12 protein-coding genes and 1 tRNA gene are annotated in these 12,546 nt (G+C 70.3%); 7 read left to right on the plus strand and 6 right to left on the minus strand.

Features of this window, described 5'->3' with window-relative positions; genetic code table 11:
- Nucleotides 1-2: 2 nt before the first annotated feature.
- Nucleotides 3-131, minus strand: coding sequence for a hypothetical protein (locus tag BJZ21_RS21370; RefSeq protein ID WP_281380834.1), 129 nt, complete (start codon nt 129-131; stop codon nt 3-5).
- A 209-nt stretch (nt 132-340) separates the two neighbouring features.
- Nucleotides 341-414, minus strand: a tRNA-Leu gene (locus BJZ21_RS08030).
- A gap of 66 nt (nt 415-480) precedes the next feature.
- Here BJZ21_RS08030 and BJZ21_RS08035 point away from each other — a divergent pair.
- The 5 genes from BJZ21_RS08035 to BJZ21_RS08060 all read left to right on the plus strand — a co-directional run bounded on the left by BJZ21_RS08035 (nt 481) and on the right by BJZ21_RS08060 (nt 5,616).
- Nucleotides 481-1,083, plus strand: coding sequence for a response regulator (locus BJZ21_RS08035; RefSeq protein ID WP_179663259.1), 603 nt, complete (start codon nt 481-483; stop codon nt 1,081-1,083).
- Nucleotides 1,084-1,271: 188 nt separating this feature from the next.
- Nucleotides 1,272-2,561 (plus strand): ABC transporter permease subunit, encoded by a 1,290-nt coding sequence (locus BJZ21_RS08040; RefSeq protein ID WP_218851373.1) that lies wholly within the window; start codon nt 1,272-1,274, stop codon nt 2,559-2,561.
- Between the two features lie 13 nt (nt 2,562-2,574).
- Complete coding sequence (locus tag BJZ21_RS08050) at nt 2,575-3,858, plus strand: branched-chain amino acid ABC transporter permease (protein WP_218851375.1); 1,284 nt, start codon at nt 2,575-2,577, stop codon at nt 3,856-3,858.
- A complete protein-coding gene (locus BJZ21_RS08055) occupies nt 3,851-4,822 on the plus strand; it encodes an ABC transporter ATP-binding protein (RefSeq protein WP_179663261.1) in 972 nt (323 codons plus the stop codon). Before BJZ21_RS08050 ends, BJZ21_RS08055 begins: the two co-directional genes overlap by 8 nt.
- Complete coding sequence (locus BJZ21_RS08060; RefSeq protein ID WP_179663262.1) at nt 4,819-5,616, plus strand: ATP-binding cassette domain-containing protein; 798 nt, start codon at nt 4,819-4,821, stop codon at nt 5,614-5,616. The genes BJZ21_RS08055 and BJZ21_RS08060 overlap by 4 nt, the downstream gene beginning before the upstream one ends.
- A gap of 55 nt (nt 5,617-5,671) precedes the next feature.
- On the opposite strand, the gene BJZ21_RS08065 is transcribed toward BJZ21_RS08060, so the two are convergent.
- Together BJZ21_RS08065 and BJZ21_RS08070 are read right to left on the minus strand one after the other, a co-directional pair.
- On the minus strand, nt 5,672-7,027 hold the full coding sequence (locus BJZ21_RS08065) for an ABC transporter substrate-binding protein (protein ID WP_218851377.1): 1,356 nt from the start codon (nt 7,025-7,027) through the stop codon (nt 5,672-5,674).
- Between the two features lie 139 nt (nt 7,028-7,166).
- Nucleotides 7,167-7,913 carry a DUF554 family protein gene (locus BJZ21_RS08070; protein ID WP_179663263.1) on the minus strand — a complete coding sequence of 249 codons (747 nt, stop codon included), beginning with the start codon at nt 7,911-7,913 and terminating at the stop codon, nt 7,167-7,169.
- Nucleotides 7,914-8,037: 124 nt separating this feature from the next.
- Here BJZ21_RS08070 and BJZ21_RS08075 point away from each other — a divergent pair, with 124 nt between their 5' ends.
- Nucleotides 8,038-8,631 (plus strand): GNAT family N-acetyltransferase, encoded by a 594-nt coding sequence (locus BJZ21_RS08075; RefSeq protein ID WP_218851380.1) that lies wholly within the window; start codon nt 8,038-8,040, stop codon nt 8,629-8,631.
- A 3-nt stretch (nt 8,632-8,634) separates the two neighbouring features.
- Here BJZ21_RS08075 and BJZ21_RS08080 read toward each other — a convergent pair whose 3' ends face one another.
- Nucleotides 8,635-9,090 carry a hotdog fold thioesterase gene (locus BJZ21_RS08080; RefSeq protein WP_179663264.1) on the minus strand — a complete coding sequence of 152 codons (456 nt, stop codon included), beginning with the start codon at nt 9,088-9,090 and terminating at the stop codon, nt 8,635-8,637.
- A 55-nt stretch (nt 9,091-9,145) separates the two neighbouring features.
- Between BJZ21_RS08080 and polA the strand changes: the two genes are divergently transcribed.
- Complete coding sequence (gene polA, locus BJZ21_RS08085) at nt 9,146-11,860, plus strand: DNA polymerase I (RefSeq protein WP_343052030.1); 2,715 nt, start codon at nt 9,146-9,148, stop codon at nt 11,858-11,860.
- 51 nt (nt 11,861-11,911) lie between these two features.
- On the opposite strand, the gene BJZ21_RS08090 is transcribed toward polA, so the two are convergent.
- The gene (locus BJZ21_RS08090) at nt 11,912-12,394 is read right to left on the minus strand and encodes a GrpB family protein (protein WP_179663265.1); all 483 of its coding nucleotides are present in this window, start codon (nt 12,392-12,394) and stop codon (nt 11,912-11,914) included.
- Between the last annotated feature and the right edge of the window lie 152 nt (nt 12,395-12,546).

A 12,546-nucleotide genomic window follows, 5' to 3' on the forward strand; every position in this document is an offset into this window, starting at 1 on the left:
GGTCAGGACTTCAGGCCGATCAGCTCGTCGAGCCGCCACGCGGTGTCGCAGGAGATCCTGAGCACGGCGTACCTCTTGACCACGCTGAGGCAGCCGTCGCCCAGGTAGTACCCGAGCAGGGCTGCGTACACCTTGGGCTCGAGGTCGCCGTCGTGGCACCGAGGGCACCTGTCCGCCGGAGCGCTCCGTGGATTCGTTCGCCAATCGCGCAGCGCCGCACGGCTGATCCGGAGTCCCCTGCTGACCTCCGAGAGTGTCTGACCGCGCGCCAACCGGGTGAGGGCCTCTCGTCGCACGCGCTCGGGGTACATGAGTACACCCTCGTAGGACGCGCCGACAGTGCCCCGAGTGGGATTCGAACCCACACTGGATCGGGTTTGAGCCGATTTTCTCTACCGGTTGGAATATCGGGGCCGGCGGGCGTCGAGCCTAGCCGATGTCCCGCGGCCCCCGATCAGCACGCTCGATACCCTAGGCCGCGTGACCGATCCCACCGCCGCGCCCACGCGCACCGTCGTCATCGCCGAGGACGAGGCCCTGATCCGGATGGACCTCGCCGAGATGCTGACCGAGGAGGGCTACGACGTGGTGGGCCAGGCCGGCGACGGCGCCAGGGCCGTCGAGCTCGCCGAGGAGCTCCGGCCGGACCTGGTCATCCTGGACGTGAAGATGCCGGTCCTCGACGGGATCGCCGCGGCGGAGCGGATCGCGGGCCAACGGATCGCCCCCGTGGTGATCCTGACCGCGTTCTCCCAGCGCGACCTGGTCGACCGGGCGCGCGAGGCGGGGGCGATGGCCTACCTGGTCAAGCCGTTCTCCAAGAGCGACCTGGTGCCGGCGATCGAGATGGCCGTGAGCCGGTTCTCCGAGCTCGCCGTCCTCGAGCAGGAGGTGGCCGACCTGCACGACCGCCTCGAGACCCGCAAGGCCGTCGACCGGGCCAAGAGCATCCTGCAGAAGCAGCTGGAGCTCTCCGAGCCCGAGGCGTTCCGCTGGATCCAGAAGACCGCCATGGACCTGCGGCTGTCGATGCGGCAGGTGGCCGAGGGCGTGGTGACCCACGGTCCCGGGCTCGCCGGTTGATCGCGACACGACTCCGTCTCGCTCAGGTCACGACTCGATAAAGCCTGGCTCACTGGACGCGGAGCGGCCCGGCGTTGTGGCCCGGGTCACGTCTCTGACCCCTAGACTGCCGGGCAGCAATCGCCCGGGGGCCTAGAGGGAGGACCGCCTTGACGTCGCGACCCGAATGCCGAGCGAGCAGGCCGGGAGTGGGACCACGAGCCGGGATCGCCGGCGTCCTCGTGCTCCTGCTCCTGGCGCCGCTCGCGCTCCTGTTCTCCGCCCAGCCGGCGAGTGCCGTCGGCACGCTGTGCCTGCCGTCGGACACCACCGCCTGCATCGCGGGCACGCTGCGCACCGAGAAGGACGTCCTGCCGGGCGTGAAGATCACGGTCACCGGCCCGGACGGGCAGGCGACCGAAGCCACGACGGGGGACGACGGGCGATGGAACGTCCAGGTGACCAAGGAGGGCGAGTACACCGTCAAGATCGACGACACCACGCTCCCCAAGAACCTGGCCACCTCCGGTGAGGTCACCGTGGACGCCAAGTTCAAGGCGACCGCTCCGGCGCTGATCCCGATCCGCACCGCGGACTACCAGGCCAGCGAGAGCTACTGGGACCACCTGCTGCAGAGCAGCGCCAACGGCCTGCGGCTCGGCCTGCTGCTCGCGCTGGCCTCGGTCGGGCTGTCGCTGATCTACGGCACCACCGGCCTGTCGAACTTCGCGCACGCCGAGCAGGTCGGCCTTGGCGGCATCCTGGGCTACTTCCTGATCAACGTGCACGGCCTGAACCTGTGGGTGGGCGGTCTGCTGGTGATGGTGCTGTGCGGCTTCACCGGCTGGTTCCAGGACCGGGTGATGTGGCAGCCCTTGCGGCGTCGGGGGCTCGGCCTGACGCAGCTGATGATCGTCACCATCGGCCTCTCGCTGGCCATGCAGTACTGCTTCCAGTACTTCGTCGGGGCCCGCACCGTGCGGGTCGTGAAGGACAACCCGACGGTCAGCACCGTCGGTCCGATCACGATGACCAACCAGTCGTTCATCGCGATGGGCATCTCGATCCTGGTCCTCGCGGCGGTCGGCTACGCGCTGCTGCGGACCCGCGTCGGCCGGGCGACCCGGGCGGTGTCCGACAACCCCGCGCTGGCGGCGGCCTCCGGCATCGACGTCGACAAGGTGATCCGGCTGGTCTGGACCGTCTCGATGGCGCTCGCCGGCCTGTCGGGCCTGCTCTACGCGCTGGTCACCAACGGCATCAAGTGGGACTCCGGCATGCAGATCCTGCTGCTGCTCTTCGCCGCGGTCACCCTCGGCGGCCTCGGTACGGCCTTCGGGGCACTCGTCGGGTCGATCATCATCGGCCTCGTCGTGGAGCTCTCGCCGGTCCTCGGGATGCCCGGCGACTTCAAGTACGCCACCGCGCTGCTGATCCTGATCCTGCTGCTGCTGGTGCGGCCGCAGGGTCTGCTCGGCCGCCCCGAGCGGGTCGGTTAAGGAAGGAACGGGCATGGACACCATCCAGGCGATCCTCAACGCCATGGTGCGCGAGGCCATCTCGCCGCAGACCGCGGCCGTGGCCATCGCCGCCATCGGCCTGAACATCCACTTCGGCTACACCGGCCTGATCAACATCGGCCAGTCCGGCTTCATGCTGCTCGGCGCCTACGGCCTGGCGATCTCGGTCGGCCACGGGCTGCCGCTGATCGTCGGCGTGCTCATCGGCTTCGCGGCCGCCCTGGTCTTCGCGCTGGTGCTCGGAGCGCCGACCCTGAAGCTGCGCGGCGACTACCTCGCGATCGTGACCATCTCGGCCGCGGAGATCCTGCGGTACGTCGGGCGCTCAGCCCTGCTGACCGACTTCACCGGCGCGGCCCAGGGCCTGAGCGGCGCGACCTTCCGAGGCCCGTTCGTCAACCTGTCGTTCTTCGGGGACGGCACCACGACGCTGAGCCCGTTCAGCTACCACGACGTGGCCGGCGGTGCGGTGTGGGTCCGCCTCCTCGGCTGGCTGCTCGTCATCGCGTGTGTCGCGGGCATCGTGGTGCTGGTCCGCAGCGCCAAGCGTCCTCCCCGCGTGCGCCGGGCGGTCCGCGGGCCCGGCCGGCGGCCCGAGGTCACCGCGACGACCGAGGAGCGCGTCGACCTCGGCGCCGACGCCGCTGCCCCCGCGGGGCTCTCCCCGGCGGTGCGCGGCGCGGCCATCGTGCTGCTCGGCGTGCTGGGCGTGCTGGTGGTCTTCTTCCTGGTGCCGACCACCTACCAGAACACCGGCGTCAGCGGCTGGTGGGTGCGCTTCGCCGCCTGGGTGCTGGTCGCGGTCTCGGTGGTCGTGGTCTGGCTGCTGGTCCGCAGCCCCTGGGGTCGCCTGCTGCGCGGCATCCGCGAGGACGAGGACGCGATCCGCAGCCTCGGCAAGAACGTCTTCGCGATCAAGATGCAGGCGCTGATCATCGGCGGCGTCTTCGGCGCCCTGGGCGGCATGGTCTACGTGCTGGCCTCCTCGGTGCAGCCGGACTCGATGGGCCGCTCGCTGACGTTCTTCTGCTACACCGCCCTGCTGATCGGTGGTGCGGCGTCGATCTTCGGCCCGGTGCTCGGCGCCGTGATCTTCTACGGCGCGCGGATCGTGATCAAGGTCGCCGCCGGCGCCTACGTGCCCGACAGCATCATGAACGGCCAGCAGACCGAGCAGTTCTCCTACATCGTCGTCGGCGTCGCACTGATGCTGATCGTGATCTTCCGTCCGCAGGGGATTCTCGGCAACAAGAGGGAGCTCCGGTTCAATGTCTGACACCAGTACGACGACCGCCGGTCTCGCGGACCCCGCCGCCCGGCGGGCGCTGATGGCCGGCGTGGCCACGACCCCCGGCTCGGCCAAGCCCGACCCGATCCTCGTCGTCGACAACATCGTCCGCGCGTTCGGCGGCATGACCGCCGTCGACGTCGGCCACCTCGAGGTCCAGCGGGGGGTGATCACCGCGCTGATCGGGCCCAACGGTGCCGGCAAGACGACGTTCTTCAACCTGATCACCGGCTTCGACCGGCCCACCTCGGCGCGGACGGGGGCGAACTGGTCCTTCGACGGCGCGAAGCTGAACAAGACCTCGGCCTCGAGCGTCGCCAGGGCCGGCATGGTCCGCACCTTCCAGCTCACCAAGGCGCTGAGCCGGATGACGGTCATGGAGAACATGCTGCTGGGCGCCCAGGGGCAGACCGGGGAGAACCTCCTCAAGTGCGTGTTCAAGCCGCTGTGGCGCAACCAGGAGCGCGAGATCGAGGAGAAGGCCAAGGAGCTGCTCCAGCGGTTCAAGCTGCTCGAGAAGAAGGACGACTACGCCGGCAGCCTCTCCGGCGGCCAGCGCAAGCTGCTGGAGATGGCGCGTGCGCTGATGAGCGACCCGAAGATGATCATGCTCGACGAGCCGATGGCCGGGGTGAACCCGGCCCTCACGCAGTCGCTGCTCGGCCACGTCCAGAGCCTGCGCGACGACGGCATGACCGTGCTGTTCGTCGAGCACGACATGCACGTCGTGCGCCACATCTCCGACTGGGTCGCGGTGATGGCCGAGGGCCGGCTGGTCGCGGAGGGCCCGGCCGACACCGTCATGTCGGACACCGCGGTGATCGACGCCTACCTCGGCGCCCACCACGACACCGACCTCGGGGACGACCGGTTGCTGAGCGACGACACCATGGACCAGCTGTCGGAGGAAGCGGCCGAGGAACAGGCCCACCGCGAGGAGGAGCAGTCGTGAGCGCCCAGACCCAGACCAGCACACAGTCGGGGACGGGCCCGGGAGCCCGCGACGCCGTCATCGAGGCCAGGGACGTCGTCGCCGGCTACCTGCCCGGAGTGAACATCCTGAACGGGTGCAGCCTGGTGGCCTACCCCGGCGAGATGATCGGCATCATCGGCCCGAACGGTGCCGGCAAGTCGACGTTGCTGAAGGCCATCTTCGGTCTGGTGAAGGTGCACTCCGGCAGCGTGGTCCTGGGCGACCGGGACATCACGAACGCCAAGACGAACCGTCTCGTGGAGATGGGCGTCGGCTTCGTGCCGCAGACCAACAACGTCTTCCCGACGCTGACGATCGAGGAGAACCTCCGCATGGGGTTGTTCATGCGGCCGAAGAAGGTCGGCGAGCGGCTCGCCGCGATGTGGGACCTCTTCCCGGTGCTCCACGACCGCCGCAACCAGCGCGCCGGCGCGCTGTCCGGCGGGGAGCGGCAGTCCCTCGCCATGGCCCGGGCGCTGATGATGGAGCCCTCGGTGCTGCTGCTCGACGAGCCGTCGGCCGGCCTGTCGCCGGTGCGCCAGGACGAGACGTTCATCCGGACCCGCCGGATCAACAAGACCGGCGTGTGCGTGGTCATGGTGGAGCAGAACGCCCGCCGCTGCCTGCAGATCTGCGACCGCGGCTACGTCCTGGACCAGGGACGCGACGCCTACACGGGCACCGGCCGCGAGCTGGCCGACGACCCCAAGGTGATCGAGCTCTACCTCGGCACGCTGGCCAAGGACGTCGAGTCGGAGCACCCGCAGCACTGACGACGATCCCCCCTGCCCATGGGCAGGGGGGATCGTCGTCAGCGGAGCCGTGCGGTCAGGACGAGGAGCCCTGGACGGTGGTGCTCAGCTCGTTCTTGTTGTCGGCGTTGTACTTGAAGATGCCGATGAACGCCGAGGACGGGTCGTTCTGCTTGTTGATCGGCCCGATGCCCGACGGGCCGGCGTAGCGGATCTCCTTGCCGTCCTTGAGCAGCTTGACGCAGTCGGCGTAGGTCTTGCACTCCTCGCCGCCGGTCGCGCCGGAGACCGCCGCGAAGTTCTTCTGGATGGTCTGCGGGTCGGTGGCGCCGCCCTTCACCGCCGCGAGCGCGGCGAGGATGGTGGCGTCGTAGGACTCTGCGCCGTAGGCGTAGTCGGCGAGCGGCTTGCCCTCACCCACCTCGGCCCAGCCGGAGAGCCGGTCCTTGAAGGACTGGTCCGGGTCGGCGCCGGGGATGGTGCCCTGGGCGCCCTCCATGGTGCCCTTCTCGAAGTCCTTGCTGTAGTCGGCGGTGTTGCCGTCGGACAGGTAGACCTTCGACATGTCCCAGCCCTGCGACTTCAGCTCGGGGATGATCTGCTTGGTCTCGTCGAAGGCGAGGACCACGATCGCGTCCGGCTTGGTCGCCAGCGCGGCGCCGACCTCGGAGGAGAACGTCGTCTGGCCGGCCGGGAACTCGTCGCCCTGGCCCTTGCACCCGTAGGTGCACTGGCCGCCGGAGCTCTCGATGGTCTGCTGGACGGCGTTGCGCAGGCCGGTGCCGTAGGTGTCGTTGAACACGATGAAGGCGACCTTCTGGTAGCCGTCGGTGCTGATCAGCGTGCCGAGCGCGTTGCCCTGGATGCCGTCCGGGGGAGCGGTGCGGAAGTAGTACGGCGAGTAGCCGCTGAGGTCGACCGCGGTGTTGGCGGGGGAGACCTCGACGATCTTGTTCGAGGCGAAGGTGTCGACGACGTTCAGCGACACCGACGACGAGGCCGCGCCGATGACCACCGACGGGTTGCTGGCCACGAGGCTGCCGGCGGAGGCGGTCGAGACCGACATGTCGGTGGAGTCGCCGGAGTCCTGGATGTCGTGGCAGGCCTTGGCTCCGTCCACGCCGCCCGCGGCGTTGATGTCGGAGACGGCCAGGCCGACGCCCGCGATCTCCGGGGGACCGAGGTAGGCCAGGTTGCCGGTCAGCGGCAGGATGCCACCGACGCGCAGCGAGTCGGCGCTGGTCTGGCTGCCGGAGCACTTGTCGTTCGTGAAATTCTCGCTGCCGGAGGTCGACCCGGCCGCCGGGGTGTCCGAGGACTTCGCGGAGGCGTTGTTGTTGGAGTCGCTGGACCCGCAGGCGGTCAGGGCCAGGCCGAGGGCAGCGGTTCCTGCCGCCAGCCTCGCCCACGTGGCGGTTGTTGATCGATTCACTCTGGTGAACCTTTCTTCTCGCGTGGAGGGTGCACTTCACCGCCCCCCTGTCCCCCGAGGGGTGGGCTGGCCCTGTCACGGTAGGACCGGCACTGGTGAGCAGGGTCACAGCGCACGCTGTCGTGACCGAACCGTTACGTCAATGAAGCCACGCCGCCAGCTGGGTCAGCAGCGGGGCGAGCACCAGTGCGGGCAGCAGGTCCGCGACGGGGATCTCCCGGACCCGCAGCAGCCGCAGCGCGACACCCACCAGCAGGAGACCACCGGTGGCGGTCAGCGCCGCTAGGTGCGGCGGAGGCAGGACGTCGCCGAGCAGCAGGCCCAGCACGGTGAGCCCGCCCTGCACGGTGACGACCGTCAGCGCGCTGGCGGCCACCCCCCAGCCGAAGGACGCCGCGAACGCGATCGCGGCGAAGCCGTCGAGGACGGACTTCAGGTAGAGCTGGTCGGCGCCGTTGCCCAGCCCGTCGTTGAGGGAGCCGAGGATCGTCAGGGGGCCGGTGCAGAACAGCAGCGAGGAGCCGACGAAGCCCTCGATGAAGCGGTGGCGCTCGACCGACCCCGTGTCCCCGGCGAGGCGCCGCTGCAGCCGGCCGCCGAAGGACTCCACCCGCTGCTCGAGGCGCAGGGTCGAGCCGAGGATGCCGCCCAGCAGCAGCGAGCCGAGGACGATCAGCATGGGGGCGCTGGAGCCGACCTCGCGGGCGAGGGCGTCGTCGAGCACCGCCATCGCGGAGATGCCGGCGATCAGCAGCGTGACCAGTCCGAGGCCGTCGGTGACGACGTCGCGGGTGCGCACCGGCAGCCGGTTGCCGAGGAGGACTCCCACGGTCGCGCCGAGCAGCACCGCCGCCACATTGACCGCCGTGCCGGTTCCGGGGATCACCGCTTTCGCTCTCCTTGGGGACACCCTCTGACAGGACAAGGGCCCTGAGCGTAGTCTCGACCCCTGGAGCCGCGTCTCGGGGGATCAGGATGCGCGGCCGCTGGTGGTCGGAAAGGCTGACGAGATGGCCCGATCTCTGGTGTCGCTGCGCTGCGCGACGCCTGCCGACGCGCCCACCCTGGCGGAGCTGTGGGCCGAGGTGCTGCGTCGCACCGACCAGGTCGAGCGGATCGCCGACCTGGTGACGGTCATCGAGCGCGCCGCCACCACCGACGGGCAGCGCCTGGTCGTGGCGGAGTACGACGGCGAGATCGCCGGCGCCGTACACCTCCACGTCGCGACCATGACGCCGATCAACCTGGAGCCGATCGTCTTCGCGGTCTCCCCGCACGTCTTCCCGCGGTTCCGCCGGCACGGCGTGGGCACCGCGCTCATCGACGCGGCCGTCTCGTACGCCGAGGAGCGTGGGATCGGCCACGTGGCCACCGGCGCGGCCGCCGGGTCCCGCGACGCCAACCGGTTCATGGCCCGCCTCTCGCTGGGCCCCCAGGCGGTCCTGAGGGTCGCCGCCACCCCCGCCGTACGGGGCCGGCTCACCGCCCAGCGGCCCGCGGGTCAGCGCCCCGGCAACCGCTCCGGGCGCCAGCTCACCCAGGTGCTCGCCGCGCGCCGCTCGCTGCGGCGTAGCCAGACCCCACCGTCGGTGGGCAGCCACTGAGGCTCAGCGGGTGAACTTCTCCCGCGGGACCAGCGCGCAGGTGATCCGGGAGGTGCAGACCCGCCGGCCCTGCTCGTCGGAGATGACCACCTCGTAGGTGGCGCTGCTCCGCCCCAGGTGCACCGCCGTGGCCACGCCGGTCACCGTCCCGGAGGTGGCCGAGCGGTGGTGGGTGGCGTTGATGTCGACGCCGACGGAGAACTTGTCGGGGTGCGCGTGCACACCCGAGCCGACCGAGCCCAGGGTCTCGGCGAGCACCACGGACGCGCCCCCGTGCAGCAGCCCGTAGGGCTGGGTGTTGCCCTCCACCGGCATCGTCCCCACGACCCGCTCCGCGGACATCTCCTGGATCTCGATGCCCATCCGTTCGTTCAGCTTGCCCATGCCCTCGGGCATGGCGGCGATGAAGCTGTCCACGTCGATCGGAGCCGGGGGAGTCAGGGGGGTCTGGTCGGTCATGGCGGCCATTGTTGCCGACCACCGCGGCGTCCGCGCCGCCGGATAGAGTCGCCGCGTGCCTGAGCTCGACACCACCCCCGCCGACCACGACCGCCCGCGCCTGCTCCTGCTGGACGGCCACTCGTTGGCGTACCGCGCGTTCTTCGCGCTGCCGGTGGAGAACTTCTCCACCACCACGGGCCAGCACACCAACGCCGTCTACGGCTTCACCTCGATGCTGATCAACGTGCTGCGCGACGAGCGCCCGACCCACGTCGCGGTCGCGTTCGACGTCTCCCGGCAGGGCTTCCGCCTCGAGGAGTACCCGGACTACAAGGCCAAGCGCAACAAGGCGCCCGACGAGTTCAAGAGCCAACTGCCGCTGATCGAGGAGGTGCTCGACGCCCTGCGGGTGCCCTACCTGAAGAAGGAGGGCTACGAGGCCGACGACATCATCGCCACGCTGGTCACCGAGGCGCTGGCCGACGACCTCGACGTGCTGATCCTGACCGGTGACCGCGACAGCCTGCAGTTGGTCACCGACCGGTCCACGGTGCTCTACCCGATGAAGGGCGTCTCGGATCTCGCGCGGATGACGCCCGAGGCGGTCGAGGCGAAGTACGGCGTACCGCCGCACCGCTACCCCGAGCTCGCCGCGCTCGTCGGGGAGGACTCCGACAACCTGCCGGGCGTGCCCGGGGTCGGCCCGAAGACGGCGGCGAAGTGGCTCACGCAGTACGACGGGCTCGACAACGTCATCACCCGCGCCGACGAGATCAAGGGCAAGGCCGGCGAGAACCTGCGTGCCCACCTGGGCGAGGTGATCCGCAACCGGCGACTCAACGCGCTGGTGCGTGACCTCGCCCTCGAGCTGCGGCCTGCCGAGCTCGCGATGCGTCCGTGGGACCGGCAGGAGGTGCACACGCTCTTCGACAGCCTGGAGTTCCGGGTGCTGCGCGACCGGCTGTTCGAGACGCTCAGCTCGGAGGAGGAGATCGACGACTCGGGCTTCGAGATGGCGGGGCAGCGGCTGGCCCCGGGGGAGGTCGCCGCCTGGCTCGGCACCCACGCCCGCACCGAGGGCCGTCGGACCGGCGTGGCCGTGCAGGGCAGCTGGCGGGCCGGCACCGGCGAGGTCTGGTCGGTCGCGCTGGCCGCGCAGGACGGCACCGCCGCGTGGTTCGACGCCGCCGAGGTGAGCCCCGAGGACGACGGCGCGCTCGCGGCCTGGTTCGCCGACGCGGGCGTGGCCAAGGTCCTGCACGACGCCAAGGGGCCGATGCTCGCCCTGTCGGCCCGCGGCTGGCCGCTCGACGGGCTGGTGAGCGACACCGCCCTCGCGGCCTACCTCGTGCGCCCGGACCAGCGCTCCTACGACCTGGCCGACCTGACCCTGCGCTACCTCAAGCGCGAGCTCCGTCAGGAGGACCCGGGCGCGCAGGGGCAGCTCAGCTTCGACACCCTCGAGGGCAGCGACGGCGGCGCGAGCGACGTCGCGATGCTGCACGCCCGGGCCGTGCTCGACCTCGCCGAGGCCCTCGACGCCGCGATCGAGGAGCACGGCGGGGCCCGGCTGCTCGCTGACATCGAGCTGCCGCTGGTCCACCTGCTCGCCCAGATGGAGCGCACCGGCATCGCGGTCGACACCGACCACCTCGAGGCCCTGGAGAGCCACTTCGCCGGTGAGGTGAAGCGGGCCGCCGACGACGCGTTCGCGGTGATCGGCAAGGAGATCAACCTCGGCTCGCCCAAGCAGCTGCAGGTGGTGCTGTTCGACGAGCTCGACATGCCGAAGACCAAGCGCACCAAGACCGGCTGGACCACCGACGCCGACGCGCTGCAGCAGCTCTACGTCAAGACCGAGCACCCGTTCCTGCTGCACCTGCTGCGCCACCGCGACGTGTCCCGGCTGCGGCAGACCATCGAGGGGCTCCTCAAGACCGTCGCCTCCGACGGCCGGATCCACACGACCTTCAACCAGCTCATCGCCGCCACCGGCCGGCTCTCGAGCACCGACCCGAACCTGCAGAACATCCCGATCCGCACCGAGGAGGGCCGCCGGATCCGGGAGGGCTTCGTGGTCGGTGCCGGGTTCGAGTCGCTGATGACCGCCGACTACAGCCAGATCGAGATGCGGATCATGGCGCACCTCTCGGAGGACGCGCTGCTGATCGAGGCGTTCCGCTCCGGCCAGGACTTCCACTCGATCACCGCCGCCCGGGTCTTCGACGTGCCGGCCGCGGACGTGAACGTCGAGATGCGCGCGAAGATCAAGGCGATGAACTACGGGCTGGCCTACGGACTCTCGGCGTTCGGCCTGGCCCAGCAGCTGCGCATCGAGCCCGGCGAGGCGCGCGAGCTGATGGAGGAGTACTTCCTCACCTTCGGCGGGGTGCGCGACTACCTCGCCGGGGTGGTCGACGAGGCTCGCCGGTCGGGGTTCACCGAGACCATGTGGGGACGTCGCCGCTACCTGCCCGACCTGACCAGCGACAACCGGCAGCGGCGCGAGATGGCCGAGCGGATGGCCCTCAACGCCCCGATCCAGGGGTCGGCCGCCGACCTGATCAAGGTCGCCATGCTCCACGTCGACGGCGCGATCCGGCGCAGCGGGCTGCGGTCGCGGATGCTGCTGCAGGTGCACGACGAGCTCGTGTTCGAGGTGGCGCCGGGGGAGCGGGAGGCGCTCGAGGTGCTGGTGCGTGAGCAGATGGGCGGCGCCGCCGACCTGGCCGTGCCGCTGGACGTCTCGGTCGGCACCGGCCGCAGCTGGCACGAGGCCGCCCACTAGGTGTGATGACTAGGCGCGGTGCGGCACCGTCACGGGCGTCACGTGTCCGCGTCAGGCAGACCACGAGGTCTCCTGCGCCCATGTCTCAGCGAGTGCCATCAGGAGCGGCTGGGCAGTGGACTTGATCTGTCCGTAGGAGTAGATGTCCGTCGCGGTCTCCGCCAGGCGCACCTTGAACCGGCCCCAGGTGACGCGGCTGCTGGCGTCCGCGCGCAGGAAGTCCCGGAAGAGCAGCGCGTAGCGGGCTGTCGGCGATCCGACCTCCCGGATGTGGATGTTGACCGACCGCCCTCCGGGCGGTGGCGCGAAGACGCGTTTCGGGTGAGTGGCCGGGCCGAGCGCCTCCCTGCGGTTCCACTCCTCGGGTCGCTCACGGAAGCCGGCCTCGAGGAGCGCGCCGCAGTCGACGTGCTCGACCGACGCAACCTGCACCATGGCATCGATGCAGTCCTTCGCCGGCATGCCTGGGATCGATGTGGAGCCGATGTGGTCCACGGCGGTTGCGCTCGGGAGCAGCTGCCGCAGCAGGGTCACGAGCCGGCCTCAATTCCAGCCGCGGGCCAGGCAGCAATGGCAGTGACGGGGTCCTCCACTTCAAACGTATACGGCAGGAGGGGGCTTGCGGCAAGACCCCCGTCCTCCCGGACAATCGGCGGCCGACCTCAGATCCAGTAGGGGAAGTACGA

The sequence above is a fragment of the Nocardioides panaciterrulae genome, from assembly GCF_013409645.1.
Classification (GTDB): Bacteria; Actinomycetota; Actinomycetes; order Propionibacteriales; family Nocardioidaceae; genus Nocardioides; species Nocardioides panaciterrulae.